General features: G+C 41.7%; 21 protein-coding genes. 13 read left to right on the top strand and 8 right to left on the bottom strand.

What is annotated here, in order from left to right:
• Positions 1 to 202 precede the first annotated feature (202 nt).
• Entirely contained in the window at positions 203 to 1,177 is a 975-nt protein-coding gene (locus ACED59_RS17235) for an integron integrase (protein ID WP_017097347.1), read from the top strand.
• A gap of 177 nt (positions 1,178 to 1,354) precedes the next feature.
• Positions 1,355 to 2,728 carry a cytochrome P450 gene (locus tag ACED59_RS17230; RefSeq protein ID WP_017097346.1) on the top strand — a complete coding sequence of 458 codons (1,374 nt, stop codon included), beginning with the start codon at positions 1,355 to 1,357 and terminating at the stop codon, positions 2,726 to 2,728.
• Between the two features lie 57 nt (positions 2,729 to 2,785).
• On the opposite strand, the gene ACED59_RS17225 is transcribed toward ACED59_RS17230, so the two are convergent.
• From ACED59_RS17225 to ACED59_RS17215, 3 genes are all read right to left on the bottom strand, one after another.
• Positions 2,786 to 3,076 carry a hypothetical protein gene (locus tag ACED59_RS17225; RefSeq protein ID WP_009847116.1) on the bottom strand — a complete coding sequence of 97 codons (291 nt, stop codon included), beginning with the start codon at positions 3,074 to 3,076 and terminating at the stop codon, positions 2,786 to 2,788.
• A 131-nt stretch (positions 3,077 to 3,207) separates the two neighbouring features.
• Positions 3,208 to 3,603, bottom strand: a complete 396-nt coding sequence (locus tag ACED59_RS17220) for a DUF3465 domain-containing protein (RefSeq protein WP_029223852.1) — start codon at positions 3,601 to 3,603, stop codon at positions 3,208 to 3,210.
• Positions 3,604 to 3,670: 67 nt separating this feature from the next.
• Entirely contained in the window at positions 3,671 to 3,919 is a 249-nt protein-coding gene (locus ACED59_RS17215; protein ID WP_009847118.1) for a TIGR03643 family protein, read from the bottom strand.
• Positions 3,920 to 4,417: 498 nt separating this feature from the next.
• On the opposite strand from ACED59_RS17215, the gene ACED59_RS17210 reads away from it, so the two are divergent.
• Both ACED59_RS17210 and ACED59_RS17205 read left to right on the top strand, forming a co-directional pair.
• Positions 4,418 to 4,609: a hypothetical protein gene (locus tag ACED59_RS17210; protein WP_009847119.1), complete on the top strand. Its 192-nt coding sequence runs from the start codon at positions 4,418 to 4,420 to the stop codon at positions 4,607 to 4,609.
• 209 nt (positions 4,610 to 4,818) lie between these two features.
• Positions 4,819 to 5,238 carry a BLUF domain-containing protein gene (locus ACED59_RS17205; RefSeq protein WP_017097344.1) on the top strand — a complete coding sequence of 140 codons (420 nt, stop codon included), beginning with the start codon at positions 4,819 to 4,821 and terminating at the stop codon, positions 5,236 to 5,238.
• Between the two features lie 93 nt (positions 5,239 to 5,331).
• Here the strand turns inward: ACED59_RS17205 and nrdF are convergent, their stop codons facing one another.
• The 4 genes from nrdF to nrdH are packed head-to-tail and all read right to left on the bottom strand — an operon-like array spanning position 5,332 to position 9,064.
• Positions 5,332 to 6,303, bottom strand: a complete 972-nt coding sequence (nrdF, locus tag ACED59_RS17200) for a class 1b ribonucleoside-diphosphate reductase subunit beta (RefSeq protein WP_017097343.1) — start codon at positions 6,301 to 6,303, stop codon at positions 5,332 to 5,334.
• A 16-nt stretch (positions 6,304 to 6,319) separates the two neighbouring features.
• Positions 6,320 to 8,452 (bottom strand): class 1b ribonucleoside-diphosphate reductase subunit alpha, encoded by a 2,133-nt coding sequence (nrdE, locus tag ACED59_RS17195; protein WP_017097342.1) that lies wholly within the window; start codon positions 8,450 to 8,452, stop codon positions 6,320 to 6,322.
• On the bottom strand, positions 8,445 to 8,843 hold the full coding sequence (gene nrdI / locus ACED59_RS17190) for a class Ib ribonucleoside-diphosphate reductase assembly flavoprotein NrdI (RefSeq protein WP_009847123.1): 399 nt from the start codon (positions 8,841 to 8,843) through the stop codon (positions 8,445 to 8,447). The genes nrdE and nrdI overlap by 8 nt, the downstream gene beginning before the upstream one ends.
• Complete coding sequence (gene nrdH / locus ACED59_RS17185; RefSeq protein ID WP_009847124.1) at positions 8,843 to 9,064, bottom strand: glutaredoxin-like protein NrdH; 222 nt, start codon at positions 9,062 to 9,064, stop codon at positions 8,843 to 8,845. The genes nrdI and nrdH overlap by 1 nt, the downstream gene beginning before the upstream one ends.
• 185 nt (positions 9,065 to 9,249) lie before the next feature.
• Here nrdH and ACED59_RS17180 point away from each other — a divergent pair, with 185 nt between their 5' ends.
• The 9 genes from ACED59_RS17180 to ACED59_RS17140 all read left to right on the top strand — a co-directional run bounded on the left by ACED59_RS17180 (position 9,250) and on the right by ACED59_RS17140 (position 16,864).
• Positions 9,250 to 9,618 (top strand): iron-sulfur cluster assembly accessory protein, encoded by a 369-nt coding sequence (locus tag ACED59_RS17180; protein ID WP_009847125.1) that lies wholly within the window; start codon positions 9,250 to 9,252, stop codon positions 9,616 to 9,618.
• Positions 9,619 to 9,620: 2 nt separating this feature from the next.
• Positions 9,621 to 11,081 (top strand): Fe-S cluster assembly protein SufB, encoded by a 1,461-nt coding sequence (gene sufB / locus ACED59_RS17175; RefSeq protein WP_371705060.1) that lies wholly within the window; start codon positions 9,621 to 9,623, stop codon positions 11,079 to 11,081.
• Position 11,082: 1 nt separating this feature from the next.
• Entirely contained in the window at positions 11,083 to 11,829 is a 747-nt protein-coding gene (gene sufC, locus ACED59_RS17170; RefSeq protein ID WP_371705061.1) for a Fe-S cluster assembly ATPase SufC, read from the top strand.
• Positions 11,819 to 13,075 carry a Fe-S cluster assembly protein SufD gene (gene sufD / locus ACED59_RS17165; protein WP_371705062.1) on the top strand — a complete coding sequence of 419 codons (1,257 nt, stop codon included), beginning with the start codon at positions 11,819 to 11,821 and terminating at the stop codon, positions 13,073 to 13,075. Before sufC ends, sufD begins: the two co-directional genes overlap by 11 nt.
• On the top strand, positions 13,068 to 14,300 hold the full coding sequence (locus ACED59_RS17160) for a SufS family cysteine desulfurase (RefSeq protein ID WP_371705063.1): 1,233 nt from the start codon (positions 13,068 to 13,070) through the stop codon (positions 14,298 to 14,300). Before sufD ends, ACED59_RS17160 begins: the two co-directional genes overlap by 8 nt.
• 3 nt (positions 14,301 to 14,303) lie before the next feature.
• Complete coding sequence (locus ACED59_RS17155; protein WP_012604295.1) at positions 14,304 to 14,705, top strand: SufE family protein; 402 nt, start codon at positions 14,304 to 14,306, stop codon at positions 14,703 to 14,705.
• 267 nt (positions 14,706 to 14,972) lie between these two features.
• Complete coding sequence (gene azu / locus ACED59_RS17150; protein WP_371705064.1) at positions 14,973 to 15,425, top strand: azurin; 453 nt, start codon at positions 14,973 to 14,975, stop codon at positions 15,423 to 15,425.
• Between the two features lie 463 nt (positions 15,426 to 15,888).
• Positions 15,889 to 16,452, top strand: coding sequence for a nucleoside 2-deoxyribosyltransferase (locus tag ACED59_RS17145; protein WP_017098856.1), 564 nt, complete (start codon positions 15,889 to 15,891; stop codon positions 16,450 to 16,452).
• Positions 16,453 to 16,540: 88 nt separating this feature from the next.
• A complete protein-coding gene (locus ACED59_RS17140; RefSeq protein ID WP_017098857.1) occupies positions 16,541 to 16,864 on the top strand; it encodes a hypothetical protein in 324 nt (107 codons plus the stop codon).
• A gap of 205 nt (positions 16,865 to 17,069) precedes the next feature.
• On the opposite strand, the gene ACED59_RS17135 is transcribed toward ACED59_RS17140, so the two are convergent.
• Positions 17,070 to 17,936, bottom strand: coding sequence for an EAL domain-containing protein (locus ACED59_RS17135; protein ID WP_017098858.1), 867 nt, complete (start codon positions 17,934 to 17,936; stop codon positions 17,070 to 17,072).
• Positions 17,937 to 17,942 lie beyond the last annotated feature (6 nt).

Genomic DNA, 17,942 nt, shown 5'->3' with positions numbered 1-17,942 from the left:
CTTTGAAAAACAATATGTCGCTTAATGCGGTGTCCAGTCTTACTGGAGCAGATCAGTTAACCATACCCCGTTTTTATGAAAACTAACAGCAACTTAAGCACTACGAGCATCTGCCTGAATCCCAAAATACAGATTTTTTCTATATAGCATGAATTGATGTGCCAAACTGAAACTCATGTATATATAACCAGTTAAAATTAAAATGCAAAAATCACCATTTCTAGCCTACATACAAGAGTATATGTTGGGGAGACACTATGCTCTTCGTACTACACAGGCGTACATTTATTGGATTCACCAGTACATTCTTTATCATAATAAAAAGCATCCCAGAAGTTTGACTTCAAGGCATGTAGAAGACTTCTTGACGCACTTAGTTGTTGATAGGAAGTCAGCACAGAAAACGCAGAGCCTAGCCCTCAATGCGATAGTCTTTTTATACAAAGAAATCATCCAAGAACCCATTGAACTTGATATGCAGTTTCGCCGTTCAGACAAATCCCGAAAGTTGCCAACGGTTATGACTCCAGAAGAAATTGGCAGGTTCTTTAACCACTGCTCACCTAACTTCAAATTACCTTACCAATTAATGTATGGGTCAGGCCTACGGTTGATGGAGTGTCTACGCTTACGAATGCAAGACATCGACTATGACTACAAATCAGTGCGAGTGTGGCAAGGAAAAGGAGGAAAGAACCGTATAGTGACAATAGCCCCCGAGCTTTTTCCCGCAATCAAGTTACAACAACAGAAATCCGCAGAATACTATCAGCAAGATATACATGATAAAGCTTTTTCTGGCGTATACCTGCCCGACTCTCTAGCTAAAAAATACCCGAGTGCAGAAAGAAGCTTAAATTGGCAATTTCTTTTTCCTTCTGCTCGTCTGGCCCCCGATTTACGAACAGGTGAATTACGTAGGCATCATATTCATCCAACAGCGCTACAAAAACACATTAAGGTCGCTAGCCAAAAAGCCGACATTGAGAAAAACATTTCCTGCCACACTTTAAGGCATTCATTTGCGACGCACCTTCTTCAAAGCGGTGCTGATATTAGAACAGTTCAAGAACAGCTTGGACATACCGATCTAAAAACAACGCAAATATATACTCACATCATAGATAGAGGAGCCAACGGCGTAATTAGTCCACTATCAAGAATATTCGTTAAGTAATTGTCGGGGAATCTCGGGTTCCGAGGTTTCGTAAACTTAGCGGCTAACCACTCACTTACATACCTTTACTTAACAAACCAGGAAACTTGCTAAATTAAATGGTGACTTTTACTTATCGCTCTAGCCGTAACTTCCGTATTGTTACGCGCCATCAATGATATACATAAGGAAATGCAAATGAAGCGAATTGAGCAACTACCAATGCCACCCACTTCTGGTGTTTTAGGACATGTGAGCTATTTAAAAAAGTCCAATGTTCATCAACAAATGTTGTGTTGGATTAAAGAGTACGGTGCTCATTTCCGTTTAAAGCTAGGCTTGAAGGATGTACTTGTATTGTCTGATGCAGCTCAAATCAAGTCCGTGCTAAAGTCTCGACCTGAGGAGTTTCGCCGCCTAAAGAATATCGAGAGTGTCTTTGATGAAGCTGGGCTTAATGGCGTATTCTCTGCTGAAGAGGAACGTTGGAAGCATCAACGAAAATTAACAGAACCTATGTTTCAGCCGGGTCATCTGAAAAATTTTCACCCTCAGCTAAGTGTGATTACGGAGCGTTTGGGAAAGCACCTTGAAATGCTAGCGGAATCAGGAGAAGTGGTCGAACTCGTAGCAGAGTTTAAAAAATACACGGTTGATGTAACATCTCTGCTAGCGTTCGGGGAAGACTTTAACTCTATAGAACAAACAACTGTGCCACTAAGTAAAAGCTTACAAAACGTATTTCCGGTAATAAATCAACGCTGTAGTTCTCCAATTCCATTGTGGCGTTTTTTCAAAACGAAAAAAGACAAGCTGTTTGATACCAGTTTGGAAGACATAGGGCATTTCGTTTATGGGTGTATTGAAAAACAACGCGCTCGTCTGGTTCACGAACCAGCCCTTAAAGACTCACCAGAGAACATGCTGCAAATCATGTTATTGGAACAAGAACAAGATTCCTCATTAACTGACCAAGATATTGTTGCAAATGCTATTACCCTTCTATTAGCAGGTGAAGATACCACAGCGAATACACTGGCATGGATGGCATTCTTAGTCAGCGGCAATCGCAGTAGTGAGTTGGCCTTACAAGATGAACTTGACGCCCTAGGGAAGAGAAAAGTCTTAGAATGGCCGCTTCCTCGAACACCTTATATGACAGCGGTGATGTATGAAGCCATGCGATTAAAGCCGGTAGCACCACAACTTTATTTGGAACCCACACGAGACACTCAGATTGGTGACATCGAAGTAAAAAAAGGCACGCCTGTTTTTGTAATGCTACACGCGAATGGTTTTGACCCTGATTTATTTGAAGATCCAACAACGTTTAACCCGAATCGTTGGGTAGAAAAAGATGGCGCTTCCTTCTCTAACCTTCAGCCGTTTGGTGGAGGAGCAAGGCTATGCCCTGGACGCTCATTGGCCATGATGGAAATTAAACTCGCCTTTCATACATTGTTTAAAGAATTCAGCATTGAGCCACAACAAGCCCCTGAAACTGTGGTTGAACAGTTTGCGTTCACGATGTCTCCCGTTGGGTTTAATGTAAAAATAACCAAGCGAAGCTAGCTTACAAATAGACCTATCGAGAGCCAATGATAGAGCCGAACTATCGGCTCTTTTCGTCTATTTCAACTCATCCAACACTTCATAGCATTCCGTGTCTATTTTCAGATAAGTACCTTGATCTAAAGCTATCGTATGAAATTCTGGGTCACCCACATCATTAACCAAATTGACTTCAAGCCAAACTTTGCCAAATTCATCGATATACCAAACTCGCCACAAAAGATTGGACTGTACAAGCAGCTGATAAAGCTTGTAGGTCATATACAAGTCTGAACCCGCTTTCTGTGATGCTTCAATGAGATCATCAGGAATACTCACGACTTGAACTAAATAATTCACTTCAATCATAAAGCCTCAAATTATTAAATCACTAAAAACCAAGTTACAACAAAACCCAGTGATAGGCACCCTTTCACTACCTATCTCTAACACCCTTCTACGATGCTCTTCAATGGCAGATATGCCATGCCAAGTGTCGTCTATTCGTATATTTTCCCATTATGCTTCAGCCAGCCATGAGTATGGTGATTCCGAGGGTCTTTGTGGGTCCAGTGCATCACGCCACCTTTCTTGTTCCATTCATACTCCCCATAAAATTCAACTCTATCGCCCTTTCTCAATCCCTGAATACGAGGAGCTAAATCAATATTATGTGCCACCAGCAAAGTTTGTCCGCTGTCGAGCCTTAAGATAAACTTCTGATGTCGAGAGCCTTTATTATCGTCTGGAAGTAATCGTGAAACTAAACCCGACCCACGTACTTGAACATCACTTTTGTGATTTTGGTAAGCTTGCTTAAGTCGCGCATCATTGGCCTGAACATGGCTGACACCAAAGCAGAGCAATACCAAAAATAGAGTAATAAACTTTTTCATTCCTTTTATTCCTTTCTTTTCCATACAGGGATATCCATTGAGGCTACAAATCTACGTAAGTATCAATTTAACGATGCTTATACTGAGTAGGGCAATAACCTCTAGATACATCTGAGCTACGAAGTTTTACGTGCTTGGTAGAGCGACCAGAAACGCGAGTACGCCACAACTTGAAACTGCCAAGCTTCAAACGACTGCGCATCAAGCGAATCACCTCTGATTCATTTAAACCAAATTGCAGTTCTATTGCTTCAAACGGCGTTCTGTCTTCCCACGCCATTTCAATAATTCTTGATTCAGTCTCTTTAGATAACATCTTTGCCTACTCATCTTCAATTAAATGAACAGAAATACGTTCCTTCTTGCTCATTAGATCAAAGACTTATCGCTTAAATTGAAAAACCCCAACATCCAAAAAGCAACGGCAGAATTACTAATCCATCAAGTCATCAAGTCCGTTTATGGCTAAAGATTAAAACAGGATGCCGAAGATGCGACATCGCAATAACCTGAACCAATACAAAGTAATTTCGAAAAAACGTAAAACCACAAACCACACTAGTTCGATTTGTAACCACTTATTACATTGAATTTTTTTAAATAAACCCCTACCCAAAAGTCTACTGAACGGTGGTCACATTACACCATACTTATCATAGGTAATACGGCCATCCACCCTCTTATTTATCACATTTTGGAATACCAAAATCATTCAATTGAACTCATCAACACAGCTTATTAATTAAGCAATTGAACTCATAACGTAGACCCTGTACGCTTACACTATGCACACGGTTACTTAATGGAGATCACAATGAACGAACTACTGACAAGCGCCATGGAACAGAAACAACGAACAACAGTGACCAGTTTATTCGCAAGGAATGGATTTAAGATCGCAGCCACTGATTTTGATGATGTGACTTTTGAACGTGAAAGCGTATTGGTCAATGTTCGATTCGATGCATCTTCCAACGTCGAATCGATTTCGGTTCTTAACGACTAACGAGAGACTCGATGCAAGCAGGTCGCTAGAATGATTGAATGAACAACATTCGGCTCATTTTAGCGCATCTTGCTAGCTGTCCTTTGCTACTTCATCACCATCCTCTCTTCCAAAAGCCACCGAGTGACAATTAGGCCAATAACTCGCAATTCCATGAGCTTGGCTTATATTTATTAATACCCTTTGAACAAAAATTCGAAATGATGCCTATGTTCCTAACTCGGTTAATTTATGTCAGTACACTTTCCGAATGTTGTGATTCCAAAGCACTGGATGAAATACTCACTATCTCACGAGACCACAATCGGCAGAGCCATCTAACAGGGCTTCTCAGTCATAATCAAAAGTACTTTCTTCAATGCATTGAAGGCTCTAGGGAGGCGGTAAACCATACCTACAATCACATCCTAAACGATAAGCGGCACGAGAGAGTGACCATACTGTATTTTAAGGAAGTTGATTGTCGAGAGTTTGGAGATTGGTCAATGGGAGACATTCCGCAGTCTAATTTGACTGAACTGTTGAACTTACAATTTTCGACTTCGGATCAATTTAACCCATACGAAATGTCTGGCGAAAGTGCTTATAAAATGCTTTTAGAGTTAAAGCAAAATCTGCCGTCTGAGTGACCTAATTTTCAAACGGCAAGCCTTAGAACGATGATGTCGATTCAAGGGTAAGTAATCCTCTTTCAAGCCCGAGTTCATACTCGGGCTATTCGTTCAAAAATCCCAGTCATCGTCTTCGGTCGCGACAGCTTTACCTATGACATAAGAAGATCCAGAACCAGAAAAGAAGTCATGATTTTCGTCAGCATTTGGCGACAGGGCGGCCATGATAGCAGGGTTAACCTGACACAACTCATCCGGGAACAATGCTTCAAACCCGAGATTCATCAATGCTTTGTTGGCATTGTAATGTAGAAAATGCTTCACATCTTCAGTTAAGCCAACAGGATCATAAAGCGATTCGGTATATTGTGTTTCGATTTCATAAAGAGAGAACATTAATGAATAAGCTTCATCCTTAACTCTCGCCTGTTCTTCCTCACTAAGAGATTGGTAAGCGAGTTGAAATTTGTATCCAATGTAGTAACCATGAATCGCCTCATCACGAATAATCAGACGGATCAAATCCGCTGTATTGGTCAGTTTTGCCCGACTCGACCAATGCATGGGTAGATAAAAACCAGAATAGAATAAGAAACTCTCTAGAAAAACACTGGCCACTTTTTTCTTTAGCGGATCGCCTTCAGCCAAATAATCATCGAGGACAATCTGTGCTTTTTTCTGTAACAGAGGGTTCTCTTCAGCCCAGCGAAACGCTTCATCAATTTGCGGCGTAGTACACAAAGTTGAGAATACAGAAGAGTAGCTACGAGCATGAACTGCCTCCATAAAAGCGATGTTAGTTAATACCGCTTCTTCATGAGGTGTTCTCGCATCTTCCATCAAGGCTGGCGCACCCACCGTATTCTGAATCGTGTCGAGTAACGTTAAACCGGTAAAAACTCTAATCGTTAGCGTTTGCTCTTCTTCAGTTAGTTGCTTCCATGTTTGAATATCATTGGATAAAGGTACCTTTTCAGGCAGCCAAAAATTAACCGTTAGGCGATTCCAAATCTCTAGATCTTTACCATCAATCATACGATTCCAGTTAATCGCTTGAACAGGTCCGGATTCCATTTTTTTCATTGCGTTTATCCCTTTATTACAGTGAGCACGACACGCACCCTTCGACTTGAGTACCTTCTAATGCTTTCTGTCGCATTCGGATGTAGTAAAGCGTTTTAATTTTCTTTTTCCATGCGTAGATCTGAGCTTTGTTGATATCTCTCGTCGTTACCTCATCGTCAAAAAACAAAGTTAATGAAAGGCCTTGATCAACATGTTCGGTGGCCGCTGCATAGACATCGATTATTGCCTTAGGGCCTATGGAAAAGGCATCACGGAAGTACTCTAAATTGGAGTTATTCAAATACGGCGCAGGGAAGTAAACTCGCCCAATTTTACCCTCTTTTCTTATCTCCACTTTAGCGGTAACGGGATGAATAGAAGCGGTAGAGTCGTTGATATAGCTAATTGAGCCTGTAGGAGGAATGGCCTGTAAGTATCGGTTGTATAGCCCTGAGCTCATGACGAGTTGTTTCAATTCGCTCCACTCAGACACTGTGGGTATTCGTATATCTAAACGGCTAAAGAGATCTTGGACCACGTCCAATTTTGGCGAGAAATCCTGCTGCAAATATTTGTCGAAGAAAGACCCATCACTGTAACTAGAATCTTCGAACCCTTTGAACGTACTCTTTTTCTCTTGTGCCAACTTATTGGAAGCCACGAGACAGTGATATAAAACACAGGCAAAATAACTGCTGGTGAAATCAATGGCCTCTGGTGAATCATAGTGAATGCGTTCTCTAGCCAAAAACCCATGCAAGTTCATCTGACCTAAACCAATAGCATGACTTTCATCGTTGCCCTTTCTTATCGAAGGAACACTGTTGATTGCGCTCATCTCTGACACTGCATTTAATGCTCGAATTGCGGTATCAACGGTTTGAGATAGTCGACCGCCATCCAAGGCTTTGGCAATGTTGATCGAGCCTAAATTGCACGAAATATCTCGCCCGACATGACTATAGTTCAAGTCATCATCATAATTTGACGCCTCGTTGACCTGCAATATTTCAGAACACAAGTTAGACATATTTACACGCCCCTGAATGGGGTTAGCCTGGTTAACCGTATCTTCGAACATAATGTATGGATAGCCCGACTCAAATTGGATCTCGGCAAGCGTTTGGAAAAGGCCTCTTGCACTCATTTTCCCTTTGCGGATCCTCGGATCGTCCACCATTTCATGGTACTTCTCCGTCACGCTAATTTCGGAGAAAGGTACGCCATACACTCGCTCAACATCATGAGGAGAAAACAAGTACATATCTTTGTTTTGCTTGGCTAATTCCAGAGTAATATCGGGAATGACAACACCAAGGCTCAAGGTCTTAATTCTGATTTTTTCATCTGCATTTTCTCTTTTTGTATCAAGAAATTGCATGATGTCTGGATGGTGAACATTGAGATAGACAGCACCCGCGCCTTGCCTAGACCCCAATTGGTTTGCATACGAGAAACTGTCTTCAAGCAATTTCATCACTGGGACGACACCTGAACTTTGATTTAAGATCCCCTTAATGGGCGCACCTTGCTCTCTTAAATTCGTCAGAAGTAAAGCAACACCACCGCCACGACGTGAGAGTTGCAACGATGAGTTAATCGCACGACCGATGCTCTCCATATTGTCTTCAATTCTCAACAAAAAGCAGGAGATCAATTCACCACGACTCTTTTTGCCGGAGTTAATAAAAGTGGGCGTAGCCGGTTGAAAGCGCTGATGAATGATTTCTGCCATTAGTGCCAGTGCAAATTCACAGTCACCACGAGCCAGTAACAGTGCAGTCATAACCACTCGGTCTTCGAACCTTTCTAAATATCGCTTACCATCACGAGTTTTTAGTGCATAGGAAGTAAAGAACTTATAAGCACCTAAGAACGTGCGGAATCGAAATTTGGCTTGATAGGCGTTTGCCCAGATTTGATGAAGAAAACTGCGATCATATTGCTCAATAACTTGAGCCTCGTAATATCCCTCTCTGAGCAAATAGTCGATCTTCTCGTCTAAATTATGAAAGAAAACGGTATTTTGATTAACGTGTTGTAAGAAAAACTGTCGAGCCGCTTGCTTGTCTGCCTCAAACTGAATCGTCCCTTGTTCATCAAGTAGATTCAACATTGCGTTTAAAGCATGGTAGTCAAGGGACTCGTTCTCAAAGTGGTTATCCATGATGTTTCCAAAATTGTTCTAACCCATTTGTCACGATATCAATATCGCTCTGGGTTCCAGATAGTTCGAAACGATACAACAGCGGCACATTGCATTTTTCAGCGACAATGGCACCTCCGCGAGCAAAAAGAGCTCCAAAGTTTCGATTTCCCGATGCAATCACACCTTTAATCAATGCTCGATTATTCGGGTTATTCAATAGACTTATAACGGAGTTAGGCACAGCTCCTCGCCCCTCACCATCGGCATAAGTCGGGCATATGAGTACGAATGGTTGCTCAATCTCTAGCGTCCTTTCATTGGCCTCAGTAGGAAGCCTGATCGCAGGTAATCCTAGCTGTTCAACAAACCGCTTCGTATTCCCTGAGGCGCTAGAATAGTAAACAATCATTAACCTAACGCGCTGATCATGTCAGGTCTAAAACCGGACCAATGGCGGTCATTAGCGACAACCACGGGAGCTTGTCGATAACCCATTGACTGAACTCTTTCCATTGCGATTTCGTCGCACGTTAAATCAACAACTGTATGCTCAATACCTTTGCTCTGTAACGCCTTAACCGTTGCTGTGCATTGCACACACTGTGGCTTGGAATAAACGATGACATCCATATTATACAACCTCAATTAAATCTTAATGATAATCATTATTAATATATAATGGCACATATAGTATTTGGGATTTATGTTTTGTCAACATATTGATCCTCAACCTAAAGACCATAGACAATACATGGTTGATATGCAAATGATAATCAATATCATCTATTGTCACCAGTCAAATATGGAGCAGTAAGGTGAGTATTTCGAGTTCCGGTTCTAATGACATATCCATACATGATATGGAGTGGCAAGGCGTCACGTTAAGTGAAAGTGCCGCAAACAGAATTTCCCAGTTATCACATGGGCAAAAGCACTTCCACCTCACGGTTAAGTCCTCTGGCTGTACGGGGTTTGCATATGAAGTGGCGCTGATCGATTCGCCATCCGATGACGACATCAAGTACGAATCACATGACGTCATTTTCTATATTGCGCTCAAAGCCCTACCTATGATCGATGGCACAGAGATCGACTTTGTGCGTCAGGGTTTAAACAGTAATTTTGTATACAATAATCCCAAAGTGAAGAACCTTTGTGGATGTGGCGAGAGTTTTGGAGTTTAACCATGTGCGCATTAGAAACGCAGCCTGAAGTTACAGAGTTACTGCACAGCAGTCACTATCGTGAAGGTTTCTACACTGAGTTATCTTCAGATACTTTGTCGAAGGGAATCAACGAACAAGTCGTTCGAGCAATCTCCGCAAAACGTAACGAACCCGAATGGATGTTGGAGTTTCGCCTCAAAGCATTCCGTAAATGGCGAACAATGGAGGAACCGCATTGGCTAAAAGCCGATTATCCAGACCTAAATTACCAAGATTACAGTTACTACTCCGCGCCAACTTGCTCTAGCTGCGACAAAGATAGTGATGATGGCTCGAATGAATTTTTAACCGAAGAAGTCGAGACAGCCTTTGAAACACTGGGGATTCCAGTTAGAGAAGGTTCAGAAATTGCTGTTGATGTAATCTTCGATTCAGTTTCCGTCACCACTACCTATCAAAACGAACTGAAAGAACTCGGAATCATCTTCTGTTCATTCAGCGAAGCTATCCAAGAATACCCTGAACTCGTGCAGCAATACCTAGGCACCGTTGTTCCACCTGAAGATAACTTCTTTGCGGCTTTGAATGCCTCTGTTGCCTCTGACGGCACTTTTGTTTACATCCCTAAAGGTGTGAGATGCCCAAGAGAACTCTCTACCTACTTTCGAATAAACCAAGCAAAAACAGGCCAGTTTGAAAGAACAATTTTAGTGGCTGATGAGGACTCATACGTCAGCTACATTGAAGGTTGCTCTGCCCCGATGAGAGATACCTATCAGCTTCACGCCGCCGTCGTAGAAGTCGTCATTCACAAGCGTGCTGAAGTTAAATATTCCACAGTGCAAAACTGGTTCTCAGGAGCAGAGGATTCACAAGGCGGCATACTCAACTTTGTAACCAAACGTGCGGTTTGCGAAGGCGAGTACAGCAAAATGTCTTGGACTCAATCAGAAACAGGTTCTGCGATAACGTGGAAGTACCCAAGCGTAATTCTCAAAGGAGACTACTCTGTTGGTGAGTTTTTCTCCGTCGCTTTAACGAATGGCGTTCAACAAGCCGATACCGGCACTAAGATGGTTCATATAGGAAAACACTCTCGCTCTACCATCATTTCAAAAGGGATTTCAGCAGGCAAAAGCCAGAACAGTTACCGAGGGCTGGTTAAAGTCACCCCTAACGCAGAAGGTGCGAGAAACTTCACTCAGTGCGATTCAATGTTAATCGGCGCTGAATGTGGGGCTCACACTTTTCCTTATATCGAAGTCAAAAACCCGTCTGCTCACGTTGAACACGAAGCGACGACCTCTCGAATTGGCCAAGATCAACTGTTTTACTGCACCCAAAGAGGGATCAGTGAAGACAACGCGATATCCATGATCGTCAATGGTTTTTGTAAAGACGTATTTTCAGAATTACCACTCGAATTCGCTGTTGAAGCGCAGAAACTTCTATCAATCAGCCTCGAGCATAGTGTGGGATAAAATGTTAGAAATTAAAAACTTACATGTTAGCGTTGAAGAAAACAGCATCCTAAAGGGCATTAACCTAACCGTTAAACCTGGTGAAGTTCACGCAATTATGGGACCGAACGGTTCAGGAAAAAGTACCCTATCCGCCACACTGGCAGGCAAGGATGATTACGAGGTCGTCAGTGGTGAGATTGTTTTCAAAGGTCAAGATCTTACAGAGCTAGATCCAGAAGAAAGAGCCGGTGAAGGGGTATTTTTAACCTTTCAGTACCCTGTCGAAATTCCAGGTGTCAGTAACAAACTCTTTCTAAATACAGCTCTCAACGAGGTTCGTGAATATCGAGGCTTAGAACCAATCGATCGTTTTGACTTTGAAGATCTATTGGAAGAAAAAGCGCAATTGTTGAAGATGCCGGACAATTTACTCCAACGCTCTGTCAATGAGGGATTCTCTGGTGGAGAGAAAAAGCGCAATGACATTCTACAAATGGCGGTGCTCTCACCTGATCTTTGTATACTAGACGAGACCGACTCCGGTCTAGATATTGATGCTCTTAAAGCCGTCTCTGAAGGTATAAACGCGCTACAGAATGAAAAACGAGCTTTCATTTTAGTCACGCACTATCAACGTATCCTCAATTACATCAAACCAGATTTCGTGCACGTGTTGTACCAAGGGAAAATTGTAAAATCTGGTGACCATACGTTAGCTCAAGAATTAGAAGAGAAAGGCTATGGGTGGATCATTGATGAACAATAAACATTCATTGCTTGATTCATTTGAAACCCTTGTTCGACCGCATGAGTGGCAAAAAAAACAATGGTCTAAATTGCTTGGGGTTGAGTTACCGTCCCCTCAACATGAGGACTGGAAATACACGCCTCTTGACCGATTAAACGAACTAGAGCTAAGCAGCGCACCACAGCAGTCGACAGCTAACACGCCATACAACAAATTCAGTTTAGACATTGATGCTTATCGATTAGTCTTCGTCGACGGCTTCTTTTTAGCTCGATACTCCGACTGGATTCCAAAAGTTCGAGTGACTCCCATCTGCGCGCTCTCTCCAATTGAAATCGATGAGCTATCTCGTTCAATAAAGCCAGACGCTTTTACCTATATTACTGATGCTACCGCTTCAAGTGGCATATTAATCGAAGTCGAAGCTAACTCGCAGGTATCGAAACCTATTTATCTTCTGCATATCAATTCCGGAAAACAAGGTGATGTATCAAGCTACAGAAGCCATATTGAAGTCGCAGATCATGCGGAAGTCACCGTCATCGAACACCATGTTTCACAAGGTAGTGGTAGAGGCGTAACATTATCTCGCTTAACACAACACGTTGGTTGCGGTGCTCACTATCATCACACTAAAATTGTCGAAGAGGCCTTAAGTCAACATCACTTCGGTCATAACGATTTGGTGATTAATGCGCATGCTAGCGCCTACTCTTGTTGCTTGCTCTACTCCGGCCAATTGATACGACATCAAGTAAGTTCAGAACTAACTGGCGAACAAGGTTTTGTCGCTATGGACAGTATTTCCCTACCTCAAGGTGAGGCAGTTTTTGATACTCGCACCTATTTGAAGCACAATGCAGCTCACTGCCAAAGTGAACAAAATCATAAAACCATTGCCCGAAATCAATCTAAGTCTGTTTTCGACGGCATGATCTATGTTGACCCTACCGCGCAAAAAACAGACGGACAAATGGACACCCACAGTCTGATTCTAGGCGATGACGCCCAGGTAAACTCTAAACCTCAATTAGAGATTTATGCCGATGATGTCAAATGCAGCCATGGTGCAACAACAGGGCAAATAGACCCAAGCCAAATCAACTACTTACGCTCTAGAGGTATCCCAAAAGAACGAGCAGAACACATGATTACCTCTGCGTTTGTCATTGACGTTACCGAGAGAATTAAACACCCCGCCCTAAGACAATCTGCGATAGATAAAATCAATGCGTCACTCAATAAAGGATGTCCTAATGATTGATTCGAGCGAAAAGACAAGCCCTTGGTTTAATGACTTCCCAGCTCTAAGAACTCAAGTTTACGACAAGCCTTTGGTCTATTTAGACAGTGCTGCAACGGCCCAAACCCCTCAAGTCGTTATCGACCGCATGACTCAGTTTTATCAACATGATTATGCGAGTGTTCATCGCGGTGTCCATTACCTAAGCTCTAAAGCAACCGAAGAAATGGAACAAGTAAGAGAAAAACTTGCTCAGTTCATTTCAGCTAAATCCAGAGAAACTATTGTTTTTACCAAAGGGACGACAGAGGCCATCAATCTCGTTGCGAATAGCTATTTGCGCCCTAGGTTAAAAGCGGGTGACGAAATCATCGTGACGGAAATGGAGCATCACGCCAACCTTGTTCCTTGGCAGATGCTTTCTGAAATTTATAATGTCAACATTCGTGTTTGGCCAATGGCAAAAAATGGCTATTTGAATCTCAACGACCTTGTCTCGCTAATGAATACAAAGACAAAGCTGCTGGCGATTAGCCACGTATCGAATGTTCTAGGCCGCGTAAACCCAATTAAAACGATAGTCAAAGCTGCACATAAAGCAAAAGTCCCCGTGTTAGTCGACGGGGCTCAAGCTGTCATGCACGATGAAGTCAATGTGACGGACCTCGATTGTGATTTCTACGCCTTCTCTGGGCACAAACTGTATGGCCCGACAGGCATCGGCGTGCTTTATGCAAAAAAAACACACCTCGACAACATGGTGCCATGGGAAGGCGGCGGAGCCATGATCGATCAAGTTACACTGCCTTTGGGAACCTCGTTTGGCCAAGCTCCGTGGAAGTTCGAAGCGGGCACTCCGAATATTGCAGGCATTTTAGGTTTAGGCGCCGCTCTAGACTACATAGAAACTATCGGCTTCAAAGAGATCTCTGACTATGAAAAAAATGTAATGAATTATTTGGTGGAGAGCATTAGACAGATACCAGCAATAGAGCTCTATGGCGATGATGATAACCGCACGGGCGTTTTGGCTTTTAATATGAAAAATCAACACTCTTTTGATGTGGGTTCATTCTTAGATAGATATGGTATTGCGATTCGTACCGGGCATCTCTGCGCAATGCCCCTTATAAAACGACTCGGTCAGAACTCGCTGTGTCGCGCATCGATTGGCATGTACACAAGGCCCAAAGACATAGACGCCTTGTGCCAGTCACTAAAACGAATCCACCAACTGTTAAGGTAGCTTATGTCCCCTGAAAAGCTCCAGAAAAACTTCGAGCGATGCGCTGACTGGGAAGAACGTTATATGTATTTGATAGAATTGGGGGACCGATTAGAGCCCTTCCCTGTGACAAAGATGAATAAAACACATCTTATCGCAGGCTGCCAAAGTAACGTATGGCTAGATCTTTCCATCAGTCAACAGAACAAAATGTCGATACAAGCGACCAGCGATTCTTCATTAGTTAAAGGTTTGCTGGCATTGGTGTTGATCGCCTATAACAACCAACAACCCGCGAGCGTTCTAGAATTCGATATTAAAGACTGGTTCCGCCAGCTAGACCTAAAATCTCAGCTTAGCGCCAGTCGGAGTCAAGGTTTAGAAGCCATAATAAAACATATTCGGTGTCACGCTCGGGCTGTTTAACCGCTCAATGCACGACAGTCCGGGATCATTAGACCACACAAGGGTTACCGCCCTTGGATAGTGTCTATGCTCTGGTTATAGGCGTTTCCTAGCATCTAATGCATCGTGCATTTCTCACGTGTTTTACAAGAAACAGCTCATTTACAAGAAGCAAGTAAAGAGTTTCGTGTTATTAAGTTTTGGTACATGACTATGATCACCGTTCTCAATAATACGTATCGATAACTCTAAACAAATACCCCCCTCTATAACAATGGAGAACAACGTATGTCTTTACGAATAATCACAACAACGATAGCTCTTATTGGTGCCAGTTTTACCGTTCAAGCAAACTCGGAATGTGAAGTATCGATTGATGCCAGTGATCAAATGAAGTTTTCAACCGATATTTTAAGTATCCCTTCAAGTTGCAAGGAAGTAAAAGTAACGCTAAACCACACAGGCTCCCTGCCAGCACAATCAATGGGGCACAATATTGTGATAACAGATACTGCGTTATTCCAAGCAGTGGGGATCGATGGCATGTCAGCAGGTATCGACAACAACTATGTTAAGCCAAATGACAACCGCGTTTACGCGTTTACAAGAATCATTGGCGGTGGTGAATCCACTTCTGTTACCTTCAGCACCGAGAAAATGAAAGCGGGTGGCGATTACTCCTTTATTTGTTCTTTCCCTGGTCATTGGGCTATCATGAGAGGAAAATTTGAATTCAAATAAAATGTACGCTCTTTATTTCTTTTACGTTTAAAGTAACGAACATAAAAAAGCCCCAATCTAAGTTGGGGCTTCGTTTTATCTATCTAACTATCTAACTATCTAACTATCTATAATTACACCTTAAAACGGCTGATTTCACTTTCTAGTTCATGAGACAGTTCAGAAAGCTGAACAGCTTTAGAACCGACTTAAGCGTGAAATAGAAAGCAAACGAGCAATGTAATTACAACTGCTGCAATAATTGGTTTAGTCGAGAACAACAGCAGCATCTAAACTCAAAGTAATATTGAAATCAGACAGTTAAGGCAAACAAGAAACCTTTCCGAATATTTAAGCTATCAATGTTAAAACACACCAAAATCACACGTTAGCAAACCGTGTACTTTCGGTTATTACTTAAACAATCCAATAGATAAAAATATCAGCACAAACCCAAGCAATGTTGCTAATCAGGAGTTGAAAGTTGAAACGTATTTATCTAGCAGGACCAGAAGTATTTCTAAGTGACGCTGTCTCTATCGGTGATCAAAAGAAGAAGATTTGTGAAGCTTATGGCTTCGAGGGTATTTTCCCACTCGACAATATTATAGAGTTGAATGAACCTAGCCCTCAGCAAAATGGCTTAAAGATTGGCCGTGCTAATGAAGAGCTGATTAAAAGCTGTGATGCAGTAATTGCGAATATGACGCCTTTCAGAGGCGCGAGCTGCGATGTAGGAACTGCGTATGAAATGGGCTTTAGTAAAGCGTTAGGGAAAACCGTACTTGCTTATACCAACAGTACTGACCTTTTTTTAAAACGAAACTTAGAGCAACTGCCCAACGCACAACAAGTAGATAATCAAAGCTATGTTGATGGCATAGGTATGACTCTAGAAAACTTCGGCTTGATTGATAATCTTATGCTTGATAACGCTGTATCAGGCCAAATTGAGTTAGAAAATGTAGCCATTTTTGACGACCAAACAGAAGTATATCGAAACCTACGCGCGTTTATTCGCTGTTTAGAACAATTAAAAAACATTTAAATGTGCAAACGACCCTCCTGGCACCTCATGGTGTCAGGAAGGATAAGTACAAGTACAAGTACAAGGGCAAAATATGAATGATACTTGCATGATGTCTCTTACAAGAAGCGAATTGTCAGAAAGAAAAGATTACGATGCGATTAAAAAATCGTTAGAAGAATTATTATCAGCGGTTAAAGAAAATCAAGATGTACTCGTCAGCATTTGTACCAGTGAAGGTATCTGCCTTTTTATCGAAAGAAAAGGTTTATTATATAACATCAAGCTAGGCGTAGATCATAATCAAGAGTACATATCGTTCGCACTTAGCGAACTTAGATATGAAGCGGTCGAGGAGTTACTCCATAGCTATTGCACATACAGCAAAAGCGAATTACTCCAGTTAATAAAGCGTAAAAATACAGGACCTTGAACATAATATCCTACCTAATATATCCCTAGTCAACATCACCTTTGTCCTAGTCATTCAATTAGGCATTACTTATCAATCTATTGATTTTATTTAGCGTGACATTAAAAAACCAGCCTCTCAAAAGAGAGGCTAGTAAATAGAAAAATAGATGTATTAAGTTAAAAGTAACCATTCGATTACTATCATTAGCAAAGTTAATAAAATATTAACCCAGGGATTTTCTTTTATTTTTTGAATAGGTTTTATTGCTCAGATAGACACTTAATCTAAATTTTTCACCCGGCTGATCATCATATTGTTCAATCTTATTCACTGGATAAGATTTGGGCAAATCCAAATAGTACCCTTGATAGTAATCGGCATTATATCGTTCTGCCGTTTCTAGATTATAACTATTTTCAACACCTTCAAAGATAACTTTAATACCTTGTAATCTCGTTATTGTGTTTAGCTCTTCAAGGGGGTTGTTCTCTTTTGAATCACTCATTCCAAATTCAATGAGCATTTCTCGGCTGACTTTAATATAGTTAGGTTTCACAACGGCCATACGACTATACCCAGACCAACCTGTACCAAAATCGTCTAACGCGAAAGATAGACCTATACTTTTCAAGTATTCTGTACCTTTGTGTAAACTCTCAATGTCGGCTAAAGGGCAATAGTCCTCTACAATTTCAACAACGATTTGACTCAGTTCTACCTTCTCCTCTTTTATCTGAGGGAGGTACAAATTATCCAAATCTTGCCCCTGCGAGAAATACTTAAAAAAACATGGCGTTAAATTGAGAAACAATTTGGTTTCTCGATGATAAATTCTCGAATTTCTAAAGTTTCTTAAATGCATAATATTCATTAAAAACTTCAATCTAAACTCTGACTTCTCACCAAGGTCTTCTAGAATCTTAAAAAAATGTTTTATATTAACCTGCTCACCTTGCCTCTCAACACGGCAGAGTGCTTCGTATCCAAACACCGATAGATCAGAGCCGTTAATCGATTGGAATACGCTATGTACTCTAAATCCAAGAACCGCCATCTCGTATCGATGGTTATCAGAGTTCCACTCAATCATAAGATA

It is taken from the genome of Vibrio sp. FF266 (assembly GCF_041439695.1).
GTDB lineage: Bacteria > Pseudomonadota > Gammaproteobacteria > Enterobacterales > Vibrionaceae > Vibrio > Vibrio tasmaniensis_A.
This window is presented reverse-complemented; position numbering and strand designations above follow the sequence as displayed.

Bases quoted from the DNA above. Each gene is read 5' to 3' on its own strand.
- ACED59_RS17230 (WP_017097346.1), top strand. From the start codon at position 1,355: ATGAAGCGAATTGAGCAACTACCAATGCCACCCACTTCTGGTGTTTTA.
- sufB (WP_371705060.1), top strand. From the start codon at position 9,621: ATGTGCGCATTAGAAACGCAGCCTGAAGTTACAGAGTTACTGCACAGC.
- azu (WP_371705064.1), top strand. From the start codon at position 14,973: ATGTCTTTACGAATAATCACAACAACGATAGCTCTTATTGGTGCCAGT.
- ACED59_RS17155 (WP_012604295.1), top strand. From the start codon at position 14,304: ATGTCCCCTGAAAAGCTCCAGAAAAACTTCGAGCGATGCGCTGACTGG.
- ACED59_RS17205 (WP_017097344.1), top strand. From the start codon at position 4,819: ATGTTCCTAACTCGGTTAATTTATGTCAGTACACTTTCCGAATGTTGT.
- ACED59_RS17220 (WP_029223852.1), bottom strand. From the start codon at position 3,603: ATGAAAAAGTTTATTACTCTATTTTTGGTATTGCTCTGCTTTGGTGTC.
- nrdE (WP_017097342.1), bottom strand. From the start codon at position 8,452: ATGGATAACCACTTTGAGAACGAGTCCCTTGACTACCATGCTTTAAAC.
- nrdI (WP_009847123.1), bottom strand. From the start codon at position 8,843: ATGATTGTTTACTATTCTAGCGCCTCAGGGAATACGAAGCGGTTTGTT.
- ACED59_RS17235 (WP_017097347.1), top strand. From the start codon at position 203: ATGCAAAAATCACCATTTCTAGCCTACATACAAGAGTATATGTTGGGG.
- nrdF (WP_017097343.1), bottom strand. From the start codon at position 6,303: ATGAAAAAAATGGAATCCGGACCTGTTCAAGCGATTAACTGGAATCGT.
- nrdH (WP_009847124.1), bottom strand. From the start codon at position 9,064: ATGGATGTCATCGTTTATTCCAAGCCACAGTGTGTGCAATGCACAGCA.
- sufD (WP_371705062.1), top strand. From the start codon at position 11,819: ATGAACAATAAACATTCATTGCTTGATTCATTTGAAACCCTTGTTCGA.
- ACED59_RS17225 (WP_009847116.1), bottom strand. From the start codon at position 3,076: ATGATTGAAGTGAATTATTTAGTTCAAGTCGTGAGTATTCCTGATGAT.
- ACED59_RS17215 (WP_009847118.1), bottom strand. From the start codon at position 3,919: ATGTTATCTAAAGAGACTGAATCAAGAATTATTGAAATGGCGTGGGAA.
- ACED59_RS17210 (WP_009847119.1), top strand. From the start codon at position 4,418: ATGAACGAACTACTGACAAGCGCCATGGAACAGAAACAACGAACAACA.
- ACED59_RS17160 (WP_371705063.1), top strand. From the start codon at position 13,068: ATGATTGATTCGAGCGAAAAGACAAGCCCTTGGTTTAATGACTTCCCA.
- ACED59_RS17135 (WP_017098858.1), bottom strand. From the start codon at position 17,936: ATGATTGAGTGGAACTCTGATAACCATCGATACGAGATGGCGGTTCTT.
- ACED59_RS17140 (WP_017098857.1), top strand. From the start codon at position 16,541: ATGATGTCTCTTACAAGAAGCGAATTGTCAGAAAGAAAAGATTACGAT.
- sufC (WP_371705061.1), top strand. From the start codon at position 11,083: ATGTTAGAAATTAAAAACTTACATGTTAGCGTTGAAGAAAACAGCATC.